Below are 25,804 nucleotides of genomic sequence, written 5' to 3' on the forward strand. Positions count from 1 at the left end.
TGCAAATAAAAAAGCCCTGACTCTTTCGAGGCAGGGCTTACTTGTTGGTTGATGTTTTTTACAGCGCTGGATAATCGATATAGCCGACCGGGCCTTTGCCGTAGAACAATTCAGGACGCGCATCGTTGAGCGGTGCATCGGCCTTCAGGCGGGCCGGCAGATCCGGGTTGGCAATGAACGGTACGCCGAACGCCACCGCGTCTGCCTTGCCTTCAGCCAGCCAGGCATTGGCGCTGTCCTTGGTGAAGCGTTCGTTGGCGATGTACGCACCACCGAAGGCTTCTTTCAATTGTGGGCCGAGGCTGTCGGCGCCTTCTTTCTCACGGGAGCAGATGAAGGCGATGCCGCGCTTGCCCAGCTCGCGAGCCACATAAGTGAAGGTCTCGGCCAGATTGTCGTCGCCCATGTCGTGGGAGTCGGCGCGGGGTGCCAGGTGCACGCCGACACGGCCGGCGCCCCAGACGTCGATCGCCGCATCAGTCACTTCCAGCAGCAGACGTGCACGGTTCTCCAGGGAGCCGCCGTAGTTGTCGGTGCGCTGGTTAGTGCTGCTTTGCAGGAACTGGTCGAGCAGGTAGCCGTTGGCGCCGTGGATTTCCACACCGTCGAAGCCGGCGGCTTTGGCGTTTTCGGCACCGGTGCGGTAGGCCTCGACGATCTCGGCGATTTCAGCGGTTTCCAGAGCGCGCGGGGTCGGATAGTCGGCCAATGGGCGAACCAGGCTGACGTGACCCTTCGGCTGGATAGCACTCGGCGCGACCGGGGTTTCGCCGTTGAGGTACGACGGGTGCGAGATGCGGCCGACGTGCCACAGTTGCAGGACGATCTTGCCGCCGGCCGCGTGCACCGCTTTGGTCACGTTGGTCCAGCCGCGCACCTGATCGTTGGACCAGATGCCCGGGGTGTCCGGGTAGCCAACGCCCATCGGCGTCACCGAAGTGGCTTCGGACAGGATCAGACCGGCGGAGGCGCGTTGCACGTAGTACTCGGCCATCAGCGCGTTCGGTACGCGGCCTTCATCAGCGCGGCAGCGGGTCAGCGGGGCCATGATGATGCGGTTGGACAGCTCGAGGTCGCCCAGTTTGATCGGATCGAAAATAGTTGCCATGTGTACAACCCTCGTCAGTGAAGTGGTTAATCAGTGGGTAGCAGGGGCCAGGCCGGCATCGCCGTTCTGACGGAAAGTGATCAGGGTCACCAGCAGCGCGAGCACGGCCAGCGCGGCGGCGGCCAGGGGCACGCTGGTCAGGCCGAAACCGTGGGCGATGACGCTGCCACCGACCCAGGCGCCCAGGGCGTTGCCGATGTTGAAAGCGCCGATGTTCAGGGTCGACACCAGGTTCGGTGCGGCCTTGCCGAAGGTCACCACGTTGACTTGCAGCGCCGGGACGGCGGCAAACGAAGCGGTGGCCCAGAGGAACAGAGTGATTTCTGTCGGGATCAGCGCAACGCTGGTCCAGCTCAGCACGGTGGAAACCACCGCCATCGCCACGAACACGCCGATCAGGGTCGCGCCGAGACGCTTGTCCGCCAATTTGCCGCCGATGATGTTGCCCACCGTCAGACCGAGGCCGATCAGCAGCAGGGTCCAGGTCACGCCTTTTGGCGAGACGCCGGTGACGTCACCGAGCAGCGGTGCGACATAGGTGAAGAGGGTGAACATCGACGCGGCGAACAGCGCGGTCATGCTCAGCGACAGCCAGATGCCGGCGCCTTTGAGGGCGGCGAGTTCGGCGCGCATGTCGAGTTTTTCCTCGTCACGCTTGGCCGGCAGGAAGCGGATCAGACCGATCAGCGCGATCACACCAATCACGGTCACCGCCCAGAAAGTCGAACGCCAGCCGGCTTCCTGACCCAGCGCCGTACCCAACGGTACACCGAGCACGTTGGCCAGGGTCAGGCCGGTGAACATCAGCGCCACGGCGGATGCACGCTTGGTCGGCGCCACCAGCCCGGCAGCTACCACAGAACCGATACCGAAGAACGCACCGTGGCACAGCGCGGTGACGACACGGGCAAACATCAGCACGTTGTAGTCACTGGCGATGGCGCACAGCAGGTTACCGACGATGAAAATCCCCATCAGCGCTACCAGTGCAGCCTTGCGCGGCAGTTTTGCGGTGGCCAGTGCCATGAACGGCGCACCGATGGCCACGCCCAGGGCGTAACCGGTCACCAGCCAGCCAGCGCCGGGGATCGACACACCGAGGTCGGCCGCCACATCGGGCAGCAGGCCCATGATGACGAACTCGGTGGTGCCGATGGCGAAGGCGCTCAAGGCCAGAATGAGTAGCGAGAGGGGCATTTAAGTCAATTCCTTGTGGGAGCGCTGAGCTCTTTGACGATGGCGTCGAGGAACGCCTGGATCACGTCCTCGTTGCGTTTGAAGAAGTGCCACTGTCCGGCTTTCTGGCTGCTGATCAAACCTGCACGCTGCAGGGTTGCCAGGTGGGCGGAGACGGTCGACTGCGACAGGCCGCAGCGTTGATCGATCTGCCCGGCGCAGATGCCGTACTCGTGGTTGTGAATCTGCTCAGGAAACTGGGCTTTGGGGTCTTTCAGCCAGATGAGGATGTCTCGCCGTACTGGGTGTGCCAGGGCTTTTATTATTTCGTCGAGGTCGAGGTTCATGGCTTTATGCTCGTGATCTGTAGCGCTATATCGCGATGAGGCGAACTTTAAATCGGTATTTCGCGATATACCAATATGAATTTGATCTGACGACCGCATAAATCGGTATATCGGGTTATAACGATACGTGTGCTGTAACGATGAAAGCGCGCAGTGCTAAGCTGCGCCCATGAACTATCTCGCACATTTACACCTCGGAGGCCAGCGCCCCGAGCAATTACTCGGCAGTCTGTATGGCGATTTCGTCAAAGGACGCCTGCAAGGGCAGTTTGCGCCGCCGATTGAAGCGGCGATTCAGCTGCATCGGCGCATTGATGTGTTCACCGATCGCCACCCGTTGGTGGACATCGCCCTCGGGCGTTTCACCGCGACCCGGCGGCGTTATGCCGGGATCGTCCTCGACGTGTTTTTCGACCATTGTCTGGCGCGGGACTGGACGCTGTACGCCGATCAACCGCTGGAGCAGTTCACCCGTGACGTGTACCGGGTGCTGTCGAATGAACGGCAATTGCCCGAGCGCCTGGCGCAAATCGCGCCGCACATGGTTGCCAATGACTGGCTGGGGTCGTATCAGGAGTTTGAAGTGCTGGAGCAGGTGCTGCGCGGGATCTCGCGGCGTCTGACGCGGCCTGAGGAATTGGCGGGGGCGATGCAGGAATTGCGGCGGTTGTATGAGCCGCTGAGTGAGGATTTCGCGTTGTTCTACCCGCAATTGCAAGACTTCGCACAATCCTCAACAACACCCTGAATCCCTGTGGGAGCTGGCTTGCCAGCGATGGCGTCGGCACATTCAACATTCGTGTCGGCTGGTCTACCGCTATCGCTGGCAAGCCAGCTCCCACAGGGGCCGACGGTGATTTTAGCGGTTGTATTTCAGGCGGCGATGGCCGGGCGCATCGGGTTTTTCTGCTTTTCCAGAATCGCGCCAAACAACGCCTTCTGCACCGCCTGCTGCGCTTCGAATGCCAGCGCAGCACGTTCGCGGCCCTGACAGGCGATCGGCTTGAGCAGATGCACTTCGACATCGCCGCAGTCATGGCTGAACAGGCGCATCAGGTGCGACAGCAAGTCATCGTCACCAATGAACGGCGCCAGCGCGTCGATTTCGCCATCGCGCAGATAACGGATCGCCACCGGTTGCAGCATCACCTCTGAATCAATCGCCGCCGACAGCAGGCGACCATGAAAGGTGCGCAGCGAGCGGCCATCGGTGGTGGTGCCTTCCGGGAACATCAGCAGCGGATGCTGCGTCTGCAAATGGCGGGTCATCTGTTTGCGGATCAACTGGCTGTCACCCGAGCCGCGACGGATGAACAGACTGCCAGCCTTGGCCGCCAGCCAACCCGCCACCGGCCAGGTGCGCACTTCGGCCTTGGACAGAAACGACTGCGGCGTGAGCATGCCCAGCAGCGGAATGTCAGTCCATGACACATGATTGCTGACCCACAGCATCGGCTGCTTCGGCAATTCGCCATGCACAGTCACGCGAAAGGGCAGGGCATGGCTCAGGCGCGCCATGAAAAACCGCGACCAGCGCTGTCGACGTTGCATCGAATGCGCCAGGCCCAGGCGTTCGAACACGCCGAAGACGCTGGCCATGGTCAGGCCCAGCGCCACCACCAGCAGCACCCGCGCGATCCGCGCGTACACCCGCAACCGGCTCATCACACGGCCGCCTTGAAGTGCTTGGCGTAGCGCGGGCAAAGTTCGTCGCGCTTGAGCAGGATGAACACATCGGCGACCTGGAAGTCTTCGTCCCAGCACGGCTCGCCGCAGATTTTCGCGCCCAGGCGCATGTAGGCCTTGAGCAGCGGCGGCATTTCGGCGATCACGTTCGACGGGATATCCAGCGACGGCAGCGGGTTCTTCGGTTCGGCGCGCAAGTGTTCGGTGCACAGATAACGTTCGCGCAGACGCTGCATGATCGCGTGGGCCTGCACGCCGCCGTCCTGCATCGGGATGCTCGCGCAACCCATCAGGTAGCTGTAGCCGCCCTGATTCAAGACTTCGGCCAGTTCACCCCAGAGCACGGCGATGGTGCCGCCGTTGCGGTAGGCCGGGTCGACGCAGGTGCGGCCGATTTCGAGGATCGGCCCTTGCAGATGGGCGAGGCCGTGCAGGCTGAATTCTTCTTCGCTGTAGAACTTGCCCAGGCTGCTGGCGGCGGTGTGATCGAGCAAACGGGTGGTGGCGACCAGACGCCCGGTGTTCAGGTCACGCACGCCGATGTGGCTGCAGTGAACATCATAGTCATCCATGTCCAGACCCAGTTCCGCGCCTTTCAGCTTGGCGTTGAACTCGCCGCTGAATACGCTGAAGCGCAAGGCCTGGGCTTGCTGCAAGGCCTCGGCGCCGATCAGGCGTTCGGCTTGCAGGCGGCGTTCATTGCCGGTGTCGCTGATGCGGGCGATCTGAGTCATTTGAATCTCCGTACGGGCCTTGAACCCGTCGTGGGTTGCAGCCGATCGACTTTCTTTATGCAGCCATGTTGTGCAAAGTCAGGCTATGTAGCCCCGGTGTCATCGCCATGAACGTTTGGTGATGCTTGTATGACAGCCCACAAGGAGCCTCTTATGCCCTGGCCCAGCCTGCTCGAAAGCCGTGAACGCTTGCCCGCCGTGGCTGATCTGGCGGAAGGTTTCGCCACCTTGCTGCATCAATTGGGCAATGTGACGCCGTTCGAACTGGCAGTGGCCGGAGGCCGGCGGATGGCGACGCCGGGGCTGGCATTTCTGGTGGGGTATCAGGCGGCGTTGCGCATGCTCTGGCCCAGCGCGCCGCCAAGTCTTGGCGCCCTGTGTGCGACCGAACAGCGCAGTTTGCGTCCGGCGGACATGCAGACGCGCCTGACGGATTTGCGCCTCAACGGGCGAAAGGATTTCGTCACCGCCGGGGATGCGGCGGACTGGCTGCTCATCGCCGCGCGCAGTGAAGAGCCCGGCGAAACGCCGCGCCTGAGTCTGGCGGTGGTCTATCCCGGCGAGCCCGGCGTGCGCGTGGAAAAACTCCCGGCGCTGCCGCTGATGCCGGACATCAGTCACGGTCGGCTGCATCTGGATGGCGCACTGTGCGAGCTGCTCGCGGGCGATGGCTGGGATGCTTATGTGAAGCCGTTTCGCACCCTGGAAGATATCTACGTGCTGAGCGCGATGACCGCGTGGTTGTATGGCGTCGGTCAGGACAGTGGCTGGTCGCAGCCGCTGCTGTTGCGCTTGCTGGCGCTGTTGGCCGGGTGCGCGGAAGCGAGTCGCCAACCGCCGAACAATCCGGCGGGGCATGTGTTGCTGGGTGGGTTGTTTGCACAGTTCGATGCGTTCAAACCCGAGATCGATCAGGCGTTGGCCGAGGGTAATCCGGAGTGGGCGCACATGTGGCAGCGTGATCAGGGGGTGATGCAGTTGGCGGCGGGAGCCAGGGCCAAGCGCTTGGCCAAAGCTTTGGCGGTGGGCTGATTGGCCCTATCGCGAGCAGGCTCACTCCTACAGGTGAAATGCGTTCCTTTGTAGGAGTGAGCCTGCTCGCGATGGCAGTCTCGAAAACACCACACATCTGTCATCAACCCCGACTACCCTCAGCAGGTTGTCCCCAAGAGCCCTCACCATGATCAAAGGCCTGTCCCGGTTTCTGCTGCTGATCAGCTTCACGGTCGAGGCCGGGCAATGGCCCGGTGAGCAATGGCCGACGGGCGCAAAAATCAGCGGCGCAGCGGTCGAGGCGTTAGAGACCTACGCCTTCCCACCCCGCGACGACACTACCCGCCAAGGCATCCGCACCGACGCTCTGCTGATCATCCGCGACGGCCAGTTGATCTACGAACGCTACGCCGGCCCGACCCGTGCCGAGACCCCGCACTTGACCTGGTCGATCAGCAAAAGCCTGATGGCCACCGTGCTGGGTGTGGCCTATGGCGAAGACTTGTTCAAACTGGATGATCCGGTTTCGAAGTTTTATCCGGCACTGGAACAACACCCCACGATCAAAATGGCTGACCTGCTGCACTGGGCTTCCGGGCTGGACTGGCAGGAAGACTACGAATACGCGCCGCTGAAATCCTCGGTGGTGGCGATGCTCTACACCCGTGGGCACCGCGACATGCCCGCGTTCACTGCCAATCACGACGCTTATGCGCCGCCGGGGCAGACGTTCCGTTACTCCAGTGGCGACAGCAATCTGCTGGCGGCGGCGCTGAAGAACATGGTTGGCCCGCAGCGTTATCCCGACTATCCATGGACAGCGCTGTTCGAGCCGTTGGGCATCCGCCACGCCGTGTGGGAAACCGATGCCGGCGGCACATTTGTCGCTTCCTCTTATGCCTATCTCACGGCGCGGGATCTGGCGCGGGTCGGATTGCTGATGGCCCGCGACGGACGTTGGCACGACCGGCAATTGCTGCCCAAGGATTGGGTCGCCTTCAACCGCGAGGCTTTTGCCGGCTACAAGGCGCACCAAGACGAAGCGGTGCCCGGTGGCCAGTGGTGGCTCAATCGCCCGGCGGATGGCGCCGCCGCGCCATGGCCTGACGCGCCACCCGACACCTTCGCTGCCCTCGGCCATTGGGGCCAGGCGCTGTATGTGATCCCCAGCGAGAAACTGGTGATCGTGCGTTACGCCGATGATCGCGACGGCAGCTATCGCCACAACGACCTGCTCAAGCGCGTGCTCAAGGCGGTGCAGCCATGAAGCTGGTCAAGCGGATTCTGCTGCTGGCGCTGATCGTGCTGCTCGGCTGGATCTGGCTCGAACGGGAAAACCTCTGGGCGTTCCCCGACATCATCAGCGCGTACACGGCGAAGGAATATTGTTCGTGTCGCTACGTGATGAACAACGACGCCGAGTATTGCCGGGGTTATGTGAAACAGTGGCTGCCGACCAGCGAATTCAGCGATGACAGCACGAGCAAAACCATCACCGTCAGCGGCATGGGCCGCAGTAATCGTGTGCAGTGGCTGGGTGAGCGGCAGGGTTGCCGCCTAAATCCCTGATCTGTGGAGCGTCACTTCCCCATTGTGGCGAGGGAGCTTGCTCCCGTTGGGGCGCGCAGCGGCCCTTTGCGCGCTGTCTGTAAAACTGTGGAGGCGGGTCATGCGACTGCTACGCAGCCGAGCGGGAGCAAGCTCCCTCGCCACAGAGATTTTTATTGTCGGCAGATTTGCGCAGATTGAACATTTGCAATAACGGCGCGGGCGGTTAAGGTTCGTGCAGGTTTTTCGCCCAACGAGTGTTCAATGTTCAACCGCTCCCTCTACAAAGCCTTCGCCAGTCTGCTGCTGGCCGCTGCCGCGTTGCCGGCGCAGGCCAATTGGTATCTGGACGGCGAATCATCGCGGCTGTCGTTTGTCAGCACGAAAAACGCCCACATTTCCGAAGTGCAACGCTTTCTGGTGCTGCACGGCAAGGTCGATCCGGATGGCCGCGCTGAAGTCGAAGTCGAGCTGGATTCGATCAACAGCGGCATCCCGCTGCGCGATGAGCGCATGCGCAAGGAGCTGTTCCAGATCGAGCAATTCCCCGAAGCGACCATCAGCACCCGGATCGACCTGCGCCCGATCAACGATCTGGCCCCCGGTGCGCAGCTGGAATTGCGTCTGCCGCTGACCGTCAACCTGCACGGCAAGCAACATGAATACCCGGCAGAGTTGCTGGCCACCCGTCTCGATGACCGACGTTTTCAAGTGGTGACCCTGGAACCGCTGGTGATCAACGCCGAGGATTTCGATCTGGCGCCGGGGCTGGAAACCCTGCGCAACCTGGCCGGCCTGTCGGCCATCAGTCTGTCGGTACCGGTGGGTGCGGTGCTGATTTTCACGGCGCGCTGACATGCGCGGCGCGGTGTTTCCGTGGCGTGACGGCAACCGTTTCGAGCTGTTGATCGACGGCCCGCAATTCTTCCCGCGCATGCTGGTGGAGATTGCCCGCGCCGAAGAGCAGGTTGAACTGGAGCTGTATCTGGTGGAGGCGGGCGCCTGCGCCGAAGCCGTGGTTCAGGCGCTGATCCAGGCTGCCGAGCGCGGCGTTCGGGTACGCTGCCTGTTCGATGACTACGGCAGTCTCGCGTTTACCCTGCACCTGCGTCAGCGCCTGACCAAGGCCGGGGTCGAACTGCGTTTCTACAATCGCCTGAACTGGCGGCGCTGGGTCGGCAACTTCTATCGCGATCACCGCAAATTGCTGCTGGTCGATCAGCGTCTGGCGGTGGTCGGTGGCACCGGTGTCACCGATGAGTTCTGGACGCCGGGGCAGGACAGCAGCGAATGGCACGAGGTGATGGTGGAAATCAGCGGCCCGCTGGTGCTCGACTGGCAAGTGCTGTTCGACCGCCAATGGATCGCCAACCGCCACCGCCGGGCGTGGAAACCTTCAGCGCATGTCGGCCTGCCACGCTTGCCCAAGGTTCCGGACATGGGCGAGGGCATGGGCCGTGTGGCCTATGCCGATGCGCGTCAGCATCGCGACATTCTGCAATCGTTGTTTCGCGCCCTCAACAGCGGGCAGAAACGCATCTGGATGGCCACCCCGTATTTCCTGCCGACCTGGAAAATCCGCCGCTCGCTGCGCAGGGCCGCTGCCCGTGGTGTCGACGTCCGGTTATTGCTCACCGGGCCGCGCACCGATCACCCGTCGGTACGCTATGCCGGCCATCGCTACTACCCGCGCCTGCTCAAGGCCGGGGTGCAGATCTTCGAATACCAGCCGTGTTTCCTGCACTTGAAAATGGTCCTGGTGGATGAGTGGGTGAGCATCGGTTCGTGCAACTTCGATCACTGGAACCTGCGCTTCAATCTGGAGGCGAATCTGGAGGCGCTGGACCCGGCGTTGACGGCAGCGGTGGTGCAGAGTTTCGAGAAGGATTTCGGCCTGAGTCAGCAGGTCAGTCTGGAAGAGTGGCAGCGCCGGCCGTTGTGGCGGCGAGTGAAGCAGCGGATCTGGGGCTGGGTGGATCGGCTGGTGGTGAATATTCTCGATAGACGCGGCTAGCAGTCGCACCCCAAAACCAAATGTAGGAGTGAGCCTGCTCGCGATGGCGTCGTGTCATTCAGCATTGATCTGGCTGATAGACCGCTATCGCGAGCAGGCTCACTCCTACAGGGGGTTATGTGTTGCCTGAATAATTACAGCAACTCAAAACTCTGCTGCGTCACATCCTGCGAATCCAGGCCGATCTGCACGTTGAACTTGCCAGGCTCGGCCGCGTACTTGAGCTGGGCGTTGTAGAACTTCAGGTCATCCTCGGTGATGGTGAAGTGCACGACTTTCTGTTCGCCGGCCTTGAGCATGATTTTCTGGAAGTTCTTCAGTTCCTTCACCGGGCGGATCATCGATCCGGCGACGTCCTGGATGTACAACTGCACCACGGTTTCGCCGTCACGTTTGCCGGTGTTTTTCAGGGTGACACTGGCGTCGAGCTTGCCGGTCTTGTTCAGCGTGGTCGAGGACAGCGCCATGTCGCTCAGCGTGAACCGGGTGTAGCTCAGGCCGTAACCGAACGGGAACAGCGGGCCGGTGGTGTCATCGAAATACTGCGAGGTGTAGTTGCCCGGTTTGCCCGGCGTGAACGGCCGGCCAATGCTCAGGTGGTTGTAGTAGGTCGGGATCTGGCCCACGGAACGCGGGAAGGTCACCGGCAGTTTGCCCGACGGGTTGTAGTCGCCGAACAGCACGTCGGCGATGGCGTTACCACCCTCGGTGCCGCTGAACCAGGTTTCCAGAATCGCATCAGCCGACTGGTTCTCTTCGAGGATGGTCAGCGGACGGCCGTTCATCAGTACCAGTACCAGTGGTTTGCCGGTGGCTTTCAATGCGCGGATCAGCTCGCGCTGGTTTTCCGGGATGTTCAGGTCGGTGCGGCTGGAGGACTCGTGGGACATGCCACGGGACTCGCCAACGGCGGCGACGATCACGTCGGCGTCCTTGGCCGCTTTTACCGCTTCGTCGATCAACACGTTGGCCGGGCGCGGATCATCGACCACTTCCGGGGCGTCGAAGTTGAGGAAGTTCAGGTAGTCCAGAACCTTCTTGTCGCTGGTGATGTTGGCGCCACGGGCGTAGATCAGGTTGGCCTTGTCGCCGATCACCGAGCTCATGCCGTCGAACAGGGTGACTGATTGCGCAGGTTTGCCCGCAGCGGCCCAGCTGCCCATCATGTCGATGGGTGCCTTGGCCAATGGGCCGACCAGCATGACTTTTGCGTCTTTCTTCAGCGGCAGGGTGTCGTTCTGGTTCTTCAGCAGCACCAGGCTGCGACGTGCCACGTCACGGGCCTCGGCGCGGTGCAGACGGCTTTCGGCGTAGGTGTCGGCCGGATCATCCTCGGCCTTGCCGATGCGCAGGTACGGATCCTTGAACAGGCCCATGTCGTACTTGGCGGCGAGCACTTCGCGCACGGCGTTGTCGATGTCTTTCTGTTCGATCTCGCCGGATTTGAGCAGCCCCGGCAGCTCTTTGCCGTACAGGGTGTCGTTCATGCTCATGTCGATGCCGGCCTTGATCGCCAGCTTCGCCGCTTCACGACCGTCGGCGGCCACGCCGTGCTTGATCAGTTCGAAGATCGCGCCGTGGTCGCTGACGGCCAGGCCCTTGAAGCCCCAGTCCTTGCGCAGCAGGTCGTTCATCAGCCAGGTGTTGGCGGTGGCCGGAATGCCGTTGATCGAGTTCAACGCCACCATCACCCCACCGGCACCGGCGTCGATCGCTGCACGGTACGGTGGCAGGTAGTCCTGGTACATCTTGACCGGGCTCATGTCGACGACGTTGTAGTCGCGACCGCCCTCGACCGCGCCATACAGGGCGAAGTGCTTGACGCTGGCCATGATGCTGTCGGCCGCGCTCGGCGTGTCACCCTGATAGGCCTTGACCATCACTTTGGCGATGCGCGAGGTCAGGTAGGTGTCTTCACCGAAGCCTTCGGAGCTGCGGCCCCAGCGCGGATCGCGGGAGATGTCGACCATCGGTGCGAAGGTGATGTCGAGGCTGTCGGCCGCGGCTTCCTTGGCGGCAACGCGCCCGGACTGACCGATGGCGTCCATGTCCCAGCTCGAGGCCAGGGCCAGCGGAATCGGGAAAATCGTACGGTGACCGTGGATCACGTCGTACGCAAAAAACATCGGAATCTTCAGGCGACTGCGCATCGCCGCGTCCTGCATCGGACGGTTTTCCGGGCGAGTGATCGAGTTGAACGTGCCGCCGATGTTGCCGGCGGCGATCTCTTTGCGGATCAACTCGCGAGGCATTTCCGGGCCGATGCTGATCAGGCGCAACTGGCCGATCTTTTCATCGAGGGTCATTTGCTTCATCAGATTGCTGATGAACGCGTCCTTGTTTTCCAGGGGTGCCGGGGTCGTGGCGGCCAATACTTGATGACTGGCCAGGCTGACGAACAGACCCAGCAAACACAGCTTCTTCATGAATATTTTTCTCGAGGGCCCAAGCGGCAATGCAATGCCGGCCAGCCAAAAGTTAGGGAGCGACTATTGTTGTTCGGGTGCAGGCTCAAAATGACCGAGCCAAAAACGCCCGCCGACACTCGGCAGCGTTTGCGCAGGGCCTCTTTTTAGCCCATTGGCCCGTTGCAATCCAGTGGCGCGGCCGATTATGCCCCAACCGCCGATGCAGAAGGTTTCACGGTCGGTTTTTTATGAAATACGCCAGGGAGCATCACTTTGATGAATGTCAGTCCAACCTACCGCTCGCGTCTGCAGGTCGCCACGCTGCTGGTCCTCGCCACCTTGTTGACCGCGTGCGGCATCAACAATATTCCGACCCTCGACGAACAGGCGAAAGCCGCCTGGGGCCAGGTCCAGAACCAGTATCAGCGTCGTGCCGACCTGATCCCCAATCTGGTGGAGACCGTGCGGGGCTACGCCAAGCATGAAGAAGCGACATTGACGGCGGTGGTCGAGGCGCGGGCCAAGGCGACGTCGATCCAGGTCGATGCCAGCACCCTCGACAACCCGGAAAAACTCAAGCAGTTCCAGCAGGCCCAGGATCAGTTGAGCGGTGCGCTCAGCCGTCTGATGGTGGTCTCCGAGCGCTACCCGGACCTCAAGGCCAACCAGAACTTCCTTGCCCTGCAATCGCAGCTCGAAGGCACGGAAAACCGGATTGCCGTGGCGCGGCGCGATTTCATTCTGGCGGTGCAGAAATACAACACCGAGATCCGCACGTTTCCCGGGCGCCTCTGGCACAGCGTGATGTACAGCGACCTGCCAATTCGCGAAACCTTCGAAGCCACCACCCCCGGTGCGGAAAAGGCCCCGGAAGTGAAGTTCTGATTCGAGGTTGCCCATGCGTGTGTTGAAGATAGGCCTGGTGCTGATGCTCTGGCTGTTCGCCGTCAGCGCTCGGGCCGAGTTGACGTTCCCGGCGCTGAGCGGGCGGGTGGTGGACGAAGCGCAGATGATCGAGCCGTCGGTGCGCGCCCAGTTGAGCCAGCAATTGCAGGCTCACGAGCAGGCCACCGGCGAGCAACTGGTGGTGGTCACGGTGCCTGATCTGCAGGGCACAACCATCGAGGATTACGGCGTGCAATTGGGCCGGCACTGGGGCATCGGCCAGAAGGACAAGAACAACGGCGCGCTGCTGATCGTCGCCCGGGACGAGCGCAAATTGCGCATCGAAGTCGGTTACGGACTGGAGGATCGGCTGACCGATGCGCAGACCTCGGTGATCATCCATCAAGTGATCACCCCGGCGTTCAAGTCCGGCAATTTCAGCAAGGGCATCAGCGACGGTGTGGCGGCGATGCTGGTGGTGCTCGGCGGTAATCCGCTGGACGAACCTTCGACGGTGTACGAGTCGAGCGGTGATCCGCAGAACGATTTTGTCTCGCGTCATCCGCTGTTGTTCGTTTTTCTGGTGGTGTTGTTCATCCTGACCGTGTTTGTCTGTCAGATGCTCGGTATCCTTCCCGCCGGCCGGGGTGGCTCCGGTGGCGGAGGCGGTTTCGGCGGTGGTGGTTTTGGTGGCGGCGGTGGAGGCGGGGGCTTCAGCGGCGGCGGGGGCAGTTTCGGCGGCGGCGGTTCGTCCGGCGGCTGGTGAACACACAACAATAATGATCAGGCACTTTTCGACATGGCATTACTGACTGAACACGAACAACGCAAAGTCGCCGAGGCGATCGCCCGGGTCGAGCGCGACACCGACGCCGAACTGGTCACCGTGCTGGCGGCCCGCGCCGATGACTACGCGTACATTCCGCTGCTGTGGGCCAGCCTGCTGGCGCTGCTGGTGCCGGGCATCGTCCATTACCTGACGGGCTGGCTGACCATGCGCAGCCTGTTGTTGGTGCAGTGGGGGTCGTTCATCGTCCTGTGCCTGCTGTTTCGTCTGCCGAAAATCACCACCCACCTGATCCCGCGCCGTGTGCGCCACTGGCGCGCGTCGAACCTGGCGCGGCGGCAGTTTCTCGAACAGAACCTGCATCACACCGTGGGCAGCACCGGCATGTTGATCTTTGTCTGTGAAGCCGAGCGTTACGTGGAGATTCTGGTAGACGAGGGGATCTCCCGACGGCTGGACAACAACAGCTGGGACACGATTGTCGCCGCGTTCACCGAGCAGGTGCGTCAGGGCCGCACGCTAGAAGGGTTTGTCACCTGCATCGAGGCCTGCGGTGAACTGCTCAAGGTGCACGTGCCGGTGACGCAGGTGAGGAATGAATTACCCAATCGGTTGATTGTGTTGGGTTGAGTCTCTGGGCGCAGTCATTCCCTGTGGCGAGGGAGCTTGCTCCCGCTGGGGCGCGAAGCGGCCCTGAAACCGGTAAACGCGGTCTGTCTGGTTCAAGTAATCGCCTGTTTTAACGACTGCTGCGCAGCCGAGCGGGAGCAAGCTCCCTCGCCACAAAAGACCCAGTGCATTAGGTCCTTGTGCCGTTGGGTAAATAAGAGCGTGTCCCCAACCGCCATCCCCCCTAAAATACCCGCCACTTCCGATTTCGCCCGTTCGAGGCCGCTTGTCCATGTCCGTTACCGCCCCCTCCACCAAACCCACGCCAGACCATCACGCCCAGTTCATCGAGCTGCTGCAAACCAGCCTCGAACAGAACGGCTTCATCAAACTGGTGCTGGCCAAATACGTGGGCGAAGAAGCGGATCTGCAGCGGATCATCATCAAGGCGGTGACGGTCAAGGCGCAGCCCAACCTGTCGTTCGTCTATCGTTACAAGACCCGCGACATCACCAAGAACCTGCCGCTGAGCGAAGGCGTGGCGGTGATTGCCGAGCTGTTGCCGGCCGCGTTCAAGAATGCGCATCTGCTGACCGTGACCGACGAAGCCCAGCTCGAATACAGCAAAAAGGGCAAGAGTTCGCTGTTCAAGAGCAAACCTCAGCAATTGCGTGAAGCACCGTCCGCCGAGCACAACCGTGAGAAAAACCGTTTTCTGGACTTGAGCCGGCCGTTCCTCAAGGACCTGGGCGTGACCAACGTGCAGCACGAGCTGATCCCGGCGATGTCGCGCAAGTGGAAGCAGATCAACAAGTTCATCGAAGTCTTCAGCCACGCCCTGACCTCGTCACCGCTGGCGCTGGACAAACCGGTGCGGGTCGCGGACTTCGGCTCGGGCAAGGGTTACCTGACGTTTGCCATCCACGATTACCTGCGCAACACGCTCAAGGCCGAAGGCGAAGTCACCGGCGTCGAGCTGCGCGAAGAAATGGTCAACCTGTGCAACGCCGCTGCGGCCAAGCTGGAACACCCGGGGCTGGTGTTCAAGTGCGGTGACGTGCGCAGCGTGGCGCCAAGCGAGCTGGACGTGATGATCGCCCTGCATGCCTGCGACATCGCCACCGACTACGCGATTCACACCGGCATCCGCTCGGGCGCGTCGATCATCATGTGCTCACCGTGCTGCCACAAACAGATCCGCCTGCAGATCCAGAGCCCGGCGCTGCTCAAGCCGATGTTGCAATATGGTCTGCACCTGGGCCAGCAGGCGGAAATGGTCACCGACAGCCTGCGTGCGCTGTTCCTCGAAGCCTGCGGTTACGAAACCAAAGTGTTCGAGTTCATCTCGCTGGAACACACCAACAAGAACAAGATGATTCTCGCGGTGAAACGCGCCGAGCCGGTGGACCCGGCCCAGTTGCTGGTGAAGATTCAGGAGCTCAAGGATTTCTACAACATCAGCGAGCACTGTCTGGAAACGCTGCTGCGTTCGGATGGATACCTCTGATCCAGTGGGAGCGAGCTTGCTCGCGAAAGCGGACTGACAGTCAACGATGATGTCGACTGTTACGGCCCCTTCGCGAGCAAGCTCGCTCCCACATTTGATTTTACTGCGGTCTTGCGCCCGAGCATCACCGTCGCGATCACCCCACAGGCAAACACCCAGGTGATCGGCTCGACATGTTCACCAAAGAACAGCGCCGAAAACGCGATGGTGAAAAAGATCTGCAGCAACTGGATCTGACTGACCCGCGCGATCCCGCCCATCGCCAACCCGGCGTACCAGGCGAAGAAGCCGAGAAACTGCGAGAACAGCGCCACATAGCCGAACGCCCACCAGGCCTTGGCTGACACAGCACCGTGATGCTGCAGCGCCAGGTACAACACCGGGCCGATCAGCAGTGGCGTCGACAGCACCAGCGCCCAGCAGATCACCTGCCAGCCGCCCATCTCCTTCGCCAATCGGCCACCCTCGGCATACCCCAGACCACCCACCGCAATTGCGCCGAGCATCAACAAGTCACCGGCCTGAATGCTCCCGGCTCCGGTGTGCAACGCGTAACCGAGCACCAGCGCACTGCCCAGCGCGGCACAGGCCCAGAAGGCTTTTGACGGACGCTCGTGTGATAACCACGCCGCATACAGCGCCACGCACAGCGGCTGCAAACCGTTGACCAGTGCGCCATGGGACGCCGGCAAAGTTTGCATGGCCCACGCCGACAGTACCGGGAAGCCGAGAATCACCCCGGCGATTACCAGGCTCAGGCCTTTGACCTGCTGCCAGGTCGGCCACTTCTCGCGTCGCCACAGCAACAGCGCCGCCGCTGGAATTGCTGCGAACAGCGCCCGGCCGAGGCCGTTGAGCAACGGATGCAGTTCCTGCACCACGATCCGGGTGAAGGGCAGGGTCAGGCTGAAAATCACAACCCCGAGCAGGCCGAGGGCCATGCCGGTGTTTTCGCGCGAGGACATGATGAGAACCAGAATAGAAGGTGGCAGGGGATTGCCTTAATCAAGCCATAAACCGGGGCGCTCGGGCTGGTACAGCCAGGCAAAGAGTTATCCATACAGTTGGATCCCCTGTGGCGAGGGAGCAAGCTCCCTCGCCACAAAGGCGGGGAGGCGTAGTAGCCGGTTGTTACCCGCCCGAACCGATAAGGTCTACCTTGAATACTCCTGCAAGCCCTTTCCCAGAGGAGTCCTCCCCATGGCCGCGAAAAAAATCCTGATGCTGGTCGGCGATTACGTCGAAGACTACGAAGTGATGGTGCCGTTCCAGGCCCTGCAGATGGTCGGTCACACCGTACACGCCGTGTGCCCGGACAAGGCCGCCGGCAAGACCGTGCGCACCGCGATCCATGACTTCGAAGGCGACCAGACCTACAGCGAGAAACCCGGACACCTGTTCGCCCTCAACTTTGATTTCGCCAAAGTTGCCGAGGCCGATTACGACGCGCTGCTGATCCCCGGCGGACGAGCGCCGGAATATCTGCGCCTGAACGAGAGAGTCCTGGAGCTGGTGCGTGCTTTCGACAAGGCCGGCAAGCCGATTGCGGCGGTCTGCCACGGCGCGCAACTGTTGGCGGCGGCGGGTGTTCTCGAAGGGCGCGAATGCAGCGCCTATCCGGCCTGCGCCCCGGAAGTGCGGCTGGCCGGTGGCACGTTCATCGATATCCCGGTGACCGACGGCCACGTTCAAGGCAATCTGGCAACTGCGCCAGCATGGCCGGCGCATCCGAACTGGCTGGCCAGTTTCCTTGGCCTGCTCGGCACCCAGATCACCCTGTAACGAGGATTCGCCGATGTGCGAGCTCTACGTCAAGGCCGACCCGATTCTCTATGAATCCCGCTCGCGCTCGCTGCGCATCTGCGGCGTGGTAACGACGCTGCGCCTGGAAAACCAGTTCTGGGACATCCTCAGCGAAATCGCCGAAGTCGATGGCATGACCACCAACCAGTTGATCGCCAAGCTGTATGAAGAGGTGATGGATTATCGCGGGGAGGTGGTGAATTTTGCTTCGTTTTTGCGGGTGAGCTGTACGCGGTATCTGAGCCAGCGGCGCACGTCTGCGCCGGCGTTGGCGGTGGTACGGGCGGTGAAATGATCGAGCCCGACGGGCCTTGTTCGCGAGCAGGCTCGCTCCCGTTTTTGACCGGTTTCTCAAGTGGAATGCGGTCAACTTCAGGAGCGAGCCTGCTCGCGAAAAGGTCAGATCGGGTCCTGCAAAATCCGCATCAGAAGAACCGCGTCACACTCACCTTGGCGTTGCGCCCCTGACTGTAGGCACGGTCACCGCTGAGTGCGGGGCGATAGTCTTCGTTGAACAGGTTGTCGACGGTCAGGTTGACCTCGGTGCCCTTGAGGTACGGCTGCTGCGGTTTCCAGTTGGCGAACAGGCCTTGCACGTTGTAGCGGTCGTTGGCGTACTGGTCGTAGAACACGTCGCCCACGGTGTTTTTGCCCGACCCGTATTTGTCGCTCGGCAGACGATCGGTCTTGCGCACGAATTCGCCTTGCCAGCCCACCTGCGCATCCCAGCTCGGAATCTTCACGCCCAACACGGCGATCCACTTGGCTGGCGGGACGTCACGCACCCACACATCCGGCCCCCAGGGATTGGTGTACGCGCCTTCATGGGTGCCGGTCATCCACGAGTAGGACAACGAGCCGAACGCGTAGGTGGAGTCGTAGAAACTCTCGATTTCGAAGCCCTTGATGGTCAAACCGCCAATGTTGCGGTAGTTGCCCATCGGCCCCGAACCCTTGCAGTCGGAGGCAATGGTGCCGCCCTTGATCGCCTGATTTTCGCAGCCGACGCCGGTGGCCTTGAAGATTTCGTCGTCGATCTTGTTGCGAAACAGCGTGGTGCGGATTTGCACGTTGTCGCGGTCGGTGAGCACGTTGGCGAAGTTGCTGATGTTGCCGGCGCGCCAGCCGGTGATGCGCTCCGGGTCGAGGTCGACACTGGTGGCGGTGCGGCTGCCCAGACCCTGGACTTCGTACTGCTCGTCAATCACCGGCGCACGCCAGGTTTTGCTGTAGTCGACGAAGAAGCCGACATCCGGAGTCATGCGCCAGAACGCCGACAGGCGTGGCGACCAACCGGTGTAGGTGCGGTCGCTGTAATCGTGACCGAAACTCGGATCCGGGTTGCTGTAGTACGGCGCATCGTTGGCTTCGCCCCGATTGCGTACGTGGTCGTAACGCACCGACGGGGTCAGGGTGAAGTCGCCGAGGGTGATCGCGTCTTGCAGGTAGGCGCTGTTGGTGTCGACCTTGCCTTGGGGCATGAAGCTTGGCTGGAAGTGGCCGTAGTTGTATTTCGGCACGTCGTAGGTTTTGCCCGGCATCCACATTTCGGTGTCGCGGCTGTGCTTGCGGATCTGGATGCCACCGGTGACGGCGTGGGCCAGCGGGCCGGTATCGAACAGGCTGATGTTGCTGGCTTCGAGGATGCGGTCCTTGTAGGCGGTGTCCATCTTGCGCCCGCCGGTGGAGGTCTGGAAAAACGCCGTGGCATCACGCTCGTCGGTCTGATCGGTATTGGATTCCGAATAGCTCAGCTTGAAGTCGACCAGGCGGTTGTCCAGCGGCTGATACTGATACTTGGTCGACCAGGTGGTGTCGGTGGTTTCGCGGTTGGCAAGAAAGCGCTTGAGCGCGTTTTCGTAGCCGTACTGTTTGATGTTGGACGCGCTGGGCGGCGTCGGATAGCTGGCCGAGGAGAACGGCGTCCAGCGTTGGCTTTGCGAGCGCGAATACGACAGGCCGACGCTGTGTTCATCGTTCAGGTGCAGGTTGAACTTGAGCAACTGTCCGTCCAGATCCTGCGCGCTGTTGGGCAGGCGCTGCGGGTTGATCGGGTACTGGTTGTCCGGATCGGGCGGGGTTGCGGCCAGTTTCATGTCGCCGCCATCGCGTTTGGTCAGATAGACCAGCGCGTCGGCCCGGCCATCGTCGGTGCGACCGAACACCGCGCCGGTGTACGTCTGCTGATGGTCGTTGCTGGCGTAGCCGTACTTGAGCATGGCGCCGGTGTTGCGGCCTTCTTGCAGCAGGTCCGGCGCGTCTTTGGTTTCCATATGCACGGTGCCGCCGAAGCCGCCGTTGCCGGTGAGCATCGAGTGCGGACCTTTCTCCACCTCAATGCGTTTGATCAGTTCCGGCTCGATGAAAATCGTGCCCTGCTGATAGCGCTCGAAACCGCTTTTGGTGGCGCCATCCACCGTCAGTGGCACGTCCTCGGCATCGCCCAGACCCCAGATATTGATGGTCTGGCCACCGGGTTTCATCGAGCCGCCCATGCTCACGCCGGGCAGCGTCGCCAGCAGGCTGGGGATGTTGTTCGGTTGATGGCGGTCGATGTCGGCCTGGGTCAGGGTCGAGCGGCCGACCGTGCTGGAGTCGACTTCGGTGCCACTGCCGATCACGCTCAGCGCATCGAGCTGGATGCCGTCGCTGCTGCTGGTGAGCGGTTCTTCGGGACGCACGACGTAAGTCTGGTTGATCTTGATCAGGCCGAACTGGCTGTTGCCGAGCAGTTGGCGGATCGCCGTTTCCGCGCTGAACTCACCGTCGATGGCCGGTGCCTTGAGATCGCGCAACTGCGCCTCGTCGAACAGCAACTGGATTTTTGCCTGCCGAGCAATCTCGCTCAGCGACGTCGCCATCGGCTGTGCCGGCAGATGCAGTCTGATGGACTCGGCATGGGCCTGCACGCTCAACGCCAGGCAGGCAGCGAGCAGAGTCGGACGAAGGCCGGTAAGTGGGTACGGCGAAAACACGCGAAACATGGAATCCCCCAAAGTGGCTGAAAGGCCAAAAAAGGCCTGCGTCAGCAACGCAGACCGGAGGAAGACGCGGCAGGCAAAAAAAACCTCACATGCGAATGCAAAATATTCTCATGTGAGGTGTTTCAGCGGTTTTCGATGCGGATGCGGCCGTCGGCCAGGGCCACGGTTTTCACCGGGATCAGTGCGGGGAGGGCATTGATCAGCGCATCCGGATCCTCGACATCAAGGTTACCGGAGACTCGGATCCGCCCCAGTTGCGGATTGGCCAGCAGCACCGGTTGCGCGCGATACAGGTTCAACTCGTCGATCAGGCTGGCCAGTTCACGGTTGCGAAACGCCAGTTGCCCTGTGCGCCAATCGGCCACCTGACTGGCGGCCAGTGTCTGCTGTTGCAGCGAGTCGCTGATGAGATCGGCGGTGGCCTGTTGTTGCGCACCGAGCAGCAGCGGCGCACGGTTGTCTGGTGCAAAGGCCACCTGACCGTGAGCGACACTGACCACCAGTTGCCTGTCGCTGCGTCGAACGTCAAAACCGGTGCCGACCACTCGCACGGTCGCATCACCGGTTTGCACCCACAGCGGCCGCTCCCTGTCCGGTGCGACTTCGACGTAGAACTGGCCGCGCTGCAGAACAATCCGCCGCTGATGGCTATCGAAGTCCACGTGCAGTTGCGTGTTGGCGTTTACCGACAAGGTGCTGCCGTCGGGCAGTTCGAAGGTGCGCATGCCTTTGGCTTGCGCGCTGATCTGCTGCTGGTAAATCCCGTGCGAGGTGCCCAGAGGCGTGGTCAGTACTGCGCAGAGCAACGCCGCCGCAATCGCCAGTGCGGGGCGCCGGTTCGCTTTGGGTTTTTGCGTCTTGAGTGGAGTTGGCGGGTTCAGGTGCTGCAGCTCACCCAGATCCGCCCAAAGCGCCTCGAATTCCCGATAAGCCCGGGCATGTTCCGGTTCGCGCATCCATTGCTCGAATGCCTGGCGCACGCTGTGCCCCTGCGGCTGACGATTGCGGGTAAACCACGCGGCGGCCTGTGCGTCGATGCTGACGTCGCCCGGATCGCTGTCGAGTTCGTAAGGGCGGTTCATTCGGGCTGCTCCGTGCCGTTGTCGTTATCCAGGCGTTGCTTGCAATGCATCAGCGCGAAGGCGATGTGTTTTTCCACCATGCTCAGTGAAATCCCCATGCGCGCGGCAATCTGTGCCTGACTCAAGCCTTCGAAGCGGTGCAGCATAAGGGCCTCGCGCCGGCGAGGCGAGAGTTCGGCCAACACTTGCTTCAAATGTTCCAGCCGTTGCTGGCGCTGTGCGGCTGCCATCGGGTCGTGATGTTCGTCAGTCACCGGTTCCACATCGCTATCGTGATTGGGTTGAACAATGTGCCGCACCTTTTGCCTGCGCCAATGATCACGCAACAGATTGCGCGCCATCTGAAACAGGAACGCGCGCGGCTGCTCGACCTTGGCCCGGTCGCGGTAGTCGAGCCATTGGGTAAACACGTCCTGGGTCATGTCCGCCGCATCGCTGGGATTTTCCGTGCGTTTGCGCAGGTAATGCAGGATGTCCCCGTAAAACCGGCGAAATGAATCCGCCGACAGGGGATCGGGCGTGAGGCGGGGCATGGATATCCTTCTTGACGAAGCCGGCACAGAAAGTCGCGGATGATATCGAGAATTATTGTCATTTGTCATGTTGCCAATAACACCTGGCGTCCCGCAGTGGCTAAACCATCGAAACAGTCTTTACTTTCGAGGGTTCAATCGACAGGAGTGGCAACATGTCCGGATGGTACGAGTTGAATAAAAGCAGCAACGGCCAGTTCAGGTTCGTGCTGAAAGCGGCGAATGCCGAAACGATTTTGACCAGCGAGCTGTACACCACCCGCAGCGCCGCTGAAAACGGCATTGCAGCGGTGCAGACCAACAGTCCGCTGGATGAACGCTACGAGAAAAAATCGACGAAGGACGGCCACCCCTACTTCAATCTGAAGGCGGCCAATCACCAGATCATCGGCAGCAGCGAGTCGTACTCCAATGACGCCGCGTGTGCCAAAGGTATCGCCAGCGTCAAGGCCAACGGGCCGAGCAAAGTGATCAAGGACAAGACCTTGCCGGTGCTTTGAAATAACCCCACGCCTCAGTCGCCAGAACAATGGCGACTGAATTCTGGCTATGTGCCACTACATCGCTTATCCTTCGCGGCCAATCCATGGAAGGGGCGGCGGTCAATACTCTTTCGTGCGTTTTTCAATGTTTACGCGAGAGTTTTTCCTTTGAAGATTCGCTTTTTCGCTGTTCTGACGGCGCTGCTCGGCCTGAGCGGTTGCTACAGCATGTCACCGACCCACATTGACGATGAACTCAAGCCAACCGCCGATTCCGGCGTGGCTTATGTGGTAGGTGTGGTCGGCATCTGGCCCAAGACGAGGTTTTCAGCGAAGGAACAAATGCTGATGATCCGTAAGCGTGGAAGCGACGATTTCGCCACCGCGCGCCTGTACAACGAGTTTTACGCCCGAACCGAACGAGATGTACGCGAGACCGATCACGGCATCGGCACGTTGTTTGTCATGCCGCTCAAACCCGGCCGTTACGAGATCTACAACGTGCGATTCGATCGTGGACAGTCGGTGACGTGGAGCCGCGAAGACTTCACCATCGGCATGCAACTGGAGGCGGGCAAGGCTTATTACCTCGGCGATTTTCGGGCCGGGTGCCTGATAGGTGTCCAGCCGTCATGCCTGTTCCTGCACAGCGATCATCTTGAACGTGATGCGGCGCTGGTTCGTGCCAAATACCCGCACGTACCGGGATTGCAGCGTCTGGACATGCCGAATCTGGACAGCATCACGCCGTTCATTCGCGAAGAAAACGGCCCCAGCGCCTCTGTCTATAAAGCCATGCTGTCAGGAAAACTCTAATGCGCCTCAAGCTTCTGTTTCTGGGATTGCTCATGTTGCTGGGTGGCTGTCAGGCAACTCACAGCCTCAAGGCCCCCGATACCGACTACAGCCAGCAACTGCCGGCGATCAACGTGAATGTGCTCGGTCTGCCGAGCTGGATGTTGCGGGATGAACTGCGCCGGCGCGGTACTTTCGACGAAGTTCGCGCCGGTCGAAGCGAGGATGGCTACAACGTCCTGGTCGTCGCCAACAGCGATGTCGGCGCGCTTCAGCCTCAGTTGTTCCTGAGTGCCTTCACGCTGTTCCTGGTGCCGGTACCCGTGAGCTTCGACAGTACGGTGGTGTTCAGTCTCAGCCATGGCAAGGAGATACTGGGTGTCTATACCGTGCACAATCACACAGAGTCCTGGCGGGGCGCCTTCAACGCCTCGGGCGGGCAGTTCGAACATGTGCGCTTGATCACTGACACGTTCATTGCGCAGGTCCTGAAGGATCAGCCCTTCCACCGTGAAGCGATGAAGCACGCCGCGAGTCTTTGACCACGGGCAGAAAAAATCCCGCCCGGAGTGTTCCGGGCGGGATTTTTTACATCAGCGCAAAACGTTGAGCAGCGCGGTGAGGTGATGTCTGCCGGTGTCACTCAACGGAAACACCGGCAACCGCGGATCACCGACCGCCAGCCCCGTCTCGCGTAGCCCGGCCTTGATCGTCGCCGGCAAACCGCCCTTGAGGATGAAGTCCAGCAGCGGCAACTGGCGATAGAACAGTTCGCGTGCCCGCGGCAGATCGCCGGCCAGAGTGGCCGCGTACAGATCCAGGTTCAACCGCGGAATCAGGTTCGGCGCGGCGGTGCACCAGCCCTTCGCCCCGGCGGCAAAGGCTTCCAGCGCCAGCGGATTGCAGCCGTTGTAGAACGGCACCTGACCGTCGCCCAACAGTTGCAGCTTGTGCATGCGCTGAATGTCGCCGGTGCTCTCTTTGACCATGGTGACGTTTTCCACGCCGTTGACGATGCGCAGAATCAGTTCGACCGACATGTCGGTGCCGCTGGTGGCCGGGTTGTTGTAGAGCATGATCGGCACGCCGATGCTGTCGCCGATGGCGCGGTAATGGGCGAGGATTTCCGCTTCGCTGAGCTTCCAGTAGGAGGCCGGCAGCACCATCACCACGTCAGCGCCGTGGGCTTCGGCGAAGCGTGCGCGGCGTACGGCTTTGGCGGTGGTCAGGTCGGACACGCTGACAATGGTCGGCACCCGTTTGGCCACGTGTTTGATGCTGTACTCGGCGACCTGATCCCACTCGGCGTCACTGAGGTAAGCGCCTTCGCCGGTGCTGCCGAGCGGGGCGATGGCATGGACGCCGCTGTCGATCAGCCGATCGATGGATTGGCCGAGGGCCGGCAGGTCAAGACCTTCGCCGTGGGTGCCGAACGGGGTGATGGTGTAGCCGATGATGCCGTGAATGTTGGACATGATGAGTCTCCGGAAAAAGCTGAAATCAGTTCAGGCAATCGGCGTGTTGGCGCAGGTTCTGCCGGGCGTAGTAGTTGAAAGCGGCGGCGTGGCGTTTGGGTTTCGACACCCAGTCGTGGGCCTCGCGACCCAGTTCCGGAATGATCGGCTTGATCGTCCCGGCGGCCATCGCCAGTAGTTGCAGTCTGGCGGCGCGCTCGATCAATTGGGCGATGACGCAGGCTTCTTCGATCGTGCTTCCAGTCGACAACTGGCCGTGGTGCGACAGCAGAATTGCGCGCTTGTCGCCCAGTGCCCCGGCGATCAGTTCGCCTTCCTCGTTACCCACCGGCACCCCCGGCCAGCCTTCGAGAAACGCGCAGTCGTCGTACAGCGGGCACAGGTCCATGTGGGAAATCTGCAGCGGCACCTCCAGCATCGACAGCGCGGCAATGTGCGTCGGGTGGGTGTGAATGATGCAGTTCACGTCCGGCCGAGCGCGGTAGACCCAGCTGTGGAAACGGTTGGCCGGGTTGGCCATGCCGTGCCCTTCGAGCACCTCCAGGTCTTCGTTGACCAGCAGCAGATTGCTCGCGGTGATTTCATCGAAACCCAGGCCCAGTTGCTGAGTGTAATAAGTGCCGGGCTGCGGGCCGCGGGCGGTGATTTGTCCGGCCAGACCGGAGTCATGACCGTTCTCGAACAGGATCCGGCAGGTCAGCGCCAGCTTTTGCCGGTCAGTCCACGTATTATCCGCCAGGGTGTTTTGCATCTGGGTCAGCGCTTGCTTGACCAGTTGCGCTTTGGGTAGTGCTAATGTCTTGGCCATGTCTGTGTCCTTTGGGTGATTGCAAATGACACGAAAGAGC

The 25,804-nt window shown here is 61.4% G+C and carries 27 protein-coding genes; 15 read left to right on the plus strand and 12 right to left on the minus strand.

What is annotated here, in order from left to right; genetic code table 11:
* Positions 1-58: 58 nt before the first annotated feature.
* From PMI25_RS01055 to PMI25_RS01065, 3 genes are read right to left on the minus strand one after another with little or no spacing between them, the layout of a single operon-like run.
* Positions 59-1,108, minus strand: coding sequence for an alkene reductase (locus PMI25_RS01055; RefSeq protein ID WP_007963183.1), 1,050 nt, complete (start codon positions 1,106-1,108; stop codon positions 59-61).
* 30 nt (positions 1,109-1,138) lie between these two features.
* Entirely contained in the window at positions 1,139-2,305 is a 1,167-nt protein-coding gene (locus PMI25_RS01060) for an MFS transporter (RefSeq protein WP_007963184.1), read from the minus strand.
* Positions 2,306-2,310: 5 nt separating this feature from the next.
* Complete coding sequence (locus PMI25_RS01065) at positions 2,311-2,631, minus strand: ArsR/SmtB family transcription factor (protein ID WP_003222436.1); 321 nt, start codon at positions 2,629-2,631, stop codon at positions 2,311-2,313.
* A 169-nt stretch (positions 2,632-2,800) separates the two neighbouring features.
* On the opposite strand from PMI25_RS01065, the gene PMI25_RS01070 reads away from it, so the two are divergent.
* A complete protein-coding gene (locus PMI25_RS01070; RefSeq protein WP_007963185.1) occupies positions 2,801-3,379 on the plus strand; it encodes an acyl carrier protein phosphodiesterase in 579 nt (192 codons plus the stop codon).
* 125 nt (positions 3,380-3,504) lie between these two features.
* Here PMI25_RS01070 and PMI25_RS01075 read toward each other — a convergent pair whose 3' ends face one another.
* A complete protein-coding gene (locus PMI25_RS01075) occupies positions 3,505-4,296 on the minus strand; it encodes a lysophospholipid acyltransferase family protein (protein WP_007963186.1) in 792 nt (263 codons plus the stop codon).
* On the minus strand, positions 4,296-5,051 hold the full coding sequence (olsB, locus tag PMI25_RS01080) for an L-ornithine N(alpha)-acyltransferase (protein ID WP_007963187.1): 756 nt from the start codon (positions 5,049-5,051) through the stop codon (positions 4,296-4,298). The genes PMI25_RS01075 and olsB overlap by 1 nt, the downstream gene beginning before the upstream one ends.
* 153 nt (positions 5,052-5,204) lie before the next feature.
* On the opposite strand from olsB, the gene PMI25_RS01085 reads away from it, so the two are divergent.
* From PMI25_RS01085 to PMI25_RS01105, 5 genes are all read left to right on the plus strand, one after another.
* The gene (locus PMI25_RS01085; RefSeq protein WP_007963189.1) at positions 5,205-6,083 is read left to right on the plus strand and encodes an acyl-CoA dehydrogenase family protein; all 879 of its coding nucleotides are present in this window, start codon (positions 5,205-5,207) and stop codon (positions 6,081-6,083) included.
* 148 nt (positions 6,084-6,231) lie between these two features.
* The gene (locus PMI25_RS01090; protein ID WP_007963191.1) at positions 6,232-7,311 is read left to right on the plus strand and encodes a serine hydrolase domain-containing protein; all 1,080 of its coding nucleotides are present in this window, start codon (positions 6,232-6,234) and stop codon (positions 7,309-7,311) included.
* Entirely contained in the window at positions 7,308-7,613 is a 306-nt protein-coding gene (locus PMI25_RS01095) for a hypothetical protein (protein ID WP_007963193.1), read from the plus strand. The genes PMI25_RS01090 and PMI25_RS01095 overlap by 4 nt, the downstream gene beginning before the upstream one ends.
* Positions 7,614-7,856: 243 nt before the next feature.
* The gene (locus tag PMI25_RS01100; protein ID WP_007963195.1) at positions 7,857-8,447 is read left to right on the plus strand and encodes a YceI family protein; all 591 of its coding nucleotides are present in this window, start codon (positions 7,857-7,859) and stop codon (positions 8,445-8,447) included.
* 1 nt (position 8,448) lies between these two features.
* A complete protein-coding gene (locus PMI25_RS01105) occupies positions 8,449-9,606 on the plus strand; it encodes a phospholipase D-like domain-containing protein (RefSeq protein ID WP_007963197.1) in 1,158 nt (385 codons plus the stop codon).
* A 134-nt stretch (positions 9,607-9,740) separates the two neighbouring features.
* Here PMI25_RS01105 and bglX read toward each other — a convergent pair whose 3' ends face one another.
* Positions 9,741-12,032, minus strand: a complete 2,292-nt coding sequence (gene bglX / locus PMI25_RS01110; RefSeq protein WP_007963198.1) for a beta-glucosidase BglX — start codon at positions 12,030-12,032, stop codon at positions 9,741-9,743.
* Positions 12,033-12,290: 258 nt separating this feature from the next.
* On the opposite strand from bglX, the gene PMI25_RS01115 reads away from it, so the two are divergent.
* The 4 genes from PMI25_RS01115 to PMI25_RS01130 all read left to right on the plus strand — a co-directional run bounded on the left by PMI25_RS01115 (position 12,291) and on the right by PMI25_RS01130 (position 15,802).
* Entirely contained in the window at positions 12,291-12,899 is a 609-nt protein-coding gene (locus PMI25_RS01115) for a LemA family protein (protein WP_007963199.1), read from the plus strand.
* 13 nt (positions 12,900-12,912) lie between these two features.
* The gene (locus PMI25_RS01120) at positions 12,913-13,665 is read left to right on the plus strand and encodes a TPM domain-containing protein (protein ID WP_007963200.1); all 753 of its coding nucleotides are present in this window, start codon (positions 12,913-12,915) and stop codon (positions 13,663-13,665) included.
* A 33-nt stretch (positions 13,666-13,698) separates the two neighbouring features.
* Positions 13,699-14,316, plus strand: a complete 618-nt coding sequence (locus PMI25_RS01125; protein WP_007963201.1) for a TPM domain-containing protein — start codon at positions 13,699-13,701, stop codon at positions 14,314-14,316.
* A gap of 271 nt (positions 14,317-14,587) precedes the next feature.
* A complete protein-coding gene (locus PMI25_RS01130) occupies positions 14,588-15,802 on the plus strand; it encodes a class I SAM-dependent methyltransferase (RefSeq protein ID WP_007963202.1) in 1,215 nt (404 codons plus the stop codon).
* A 59-nt stretch (positions 15,803-15,861) separates the two neighbouring features.
* On the opposite strand, the gene PMI25_RS01135 is transcribed toward PMI25_RS01130, so the two are convergent.
* Positions 15,862-16,767 carry a DMT family transporter gene (locus PMI25_RS01135; RefSeq protein WP_007963203.1) on the minus strand — a complete coding sequence of 302 codons (906 nt, stop codon included), beginning with the start codon at positions 16,765-16,767 and terminating at the stop codon, positions 15,862-15,864.
* A 235-nt stretch (positions 16,768-17,002) separates the two neighbouring features.
* Here PMI25_RS01135 and PMI25_RS01140 point away from each other — a divergent pair, with 235 nt between their 5' ends.
* Both PMI25_RS01140 and PMI25_RS01145 read left to right on the plus strand, forming a co-directional pair.
* A complete protein-coding gene (locus tag PMI25_RS01140) occupies positions 17,003-17,584 on the plus strand; it encodes a DJ-1/PfpI family protein (protein WP_007963217.1) in 582 nt (193 codons plus the stop codon).
* 13 nt (positions 17,585-17,597) lie between these two features.
* Positions 17,598-17,900, plus strand: coding sequence for a ribbon-helix-helix domain-containing protein (locus tag PMI25_RS01145; protein ID WP_007963222.1), 303 nt, complete (start codon positions 17,598-17,600; stop codon positions 17,898-17,900).
* Between the two features lie 130 nt (positions 17,901-18,030).
* Here PMI25_RS01145 and PMI25_RS01150 read toward each other — a convergent pair whose 3' ends face one another.
* The 3 genes from PMI25_RS01150 to PMI25_RS01160 all read right to left on the minus strand — a co-directional run bounded on the left by PMI25_RS01150 (position 18,031) and on the right by PMI25_RS01160 (position 22,204).
* A complete protein-coding gene (locus tag PMI25_RS01150) occupies positions 18,031-20,589 on the minus strand; it encodes a TonB-dependent receptor (RefSeq protein ID WP_007963223.1) in 2,559 nt (852 codons plus the stop codon).
* Positions 20,590-20,711: 122 nt separating this feature from the next.
* A complete protein-coding gene (locus PMI25_RS01155) occupies positions 20,712-21,671 on the minus strand; it encodes a FecR family protein (protein WP_007963225.1) in 960 nt (319 codons plus the stop codon).
* Entirely contained in the window at positions 21,668-22,204 is a 537-nt protein-coding gene (locus tag PMI25_RS01160) for an RNA polymerase sigma factor (RefSeq protein ID WP_007963226.1), read from the minus strand. The genes PMI25_RS01155 and PMI25_RS01160 overlap by 4 nt, the downstream gene beginning before the upstream one ends.
* A gap of 155 nt (positions 22,205-22,359) precedes the next feature.
* Between PMI25_RS01160 and PMI25_RS01165 the strand changes: the two genes are divergently transcribed.
* The 3 genes from PMI25_RS01165 (at position 22,360) to PMI25_RS01175 (ending at position 24,023) form a co-directional block, all read left to right on the plus strand.
* Positions 22,360-22,704 (plus strand): YegP family protein, encoded by a 345-nt coding sequence (locus PMI25_RS01165; protein ID WP_007963227.1) that lies wholly within the window; start codon positions 22,360-22,362, stop codon positions 22,702-22,704.
* Between the two features lie 210 nt (positions 22,705-22,914).
* Positions 22,915-23,502 carry a hypothetical protein gene (locus tag PMI25_RS01170; RefSeq protein WP_052026359.1) on the plus strand — a complete coding sequence of 196 codons (588 nt, stop codon included), beginning with the start codon at positions 22,915-22,917 and terminating at the stop codon, positions 23,500-23,502.
* On the plus strand, positions 23,502-24,023 hold the full coding sequence (locus PMI25_RS01175; RefSeq protein ID WP_007963229.1) for a hypothetical protein: 522 nt from the start codon (positions 23,502-23,504) through the stop codon (positions 24,021-24,023). Before PMI25_RS01170 ends, PMI25_RS01175 begins: the two co-directional genes overlap by 1 nt.
* 51 nt (positions 24,024-24,074) lie before the next feature.
* Here the strand turns inward: PMI25_RS01175 and PMI25_RS01180 are convergent, their stop codons facing one another.
* Positions 24,075-24,959: a dihydrodipicolinate synthase family protein gene (locus PMI25_RS01180; protein ID WP_177325688.1), complete on the minus strand. Its 885-nt coding sequence runs from the start codon at positions 24,957-24,959 to the stop codon at positions 24,075-24,077.
* A 22-nt stretch (positions 24,960-24,981) separates the two neighbouring features.
* On the minus strand, positions 24,982-25,764 hold the full coding sequence (locus PMI25_RS01185; protein ID WP_007963231.1) for an aldolase: 783 nt from the start codon (positions 25,762-25,764) through the stop codon (positions 24,982-24,984).
* Positions 25,765-25,804 lie beyond the last annotated feature (40 nt).

This window comes from Pseudomonas sp. GM30, from assembly GCF_000282275.2.
In the GTDB taxonomy this organism is placed as follows: domain Bacteria; phylum Pseudomonadota; class Gammaproteobacteria; order Pseudomonadales; family Pseudomonadaceae; genus Aquipseudomonas.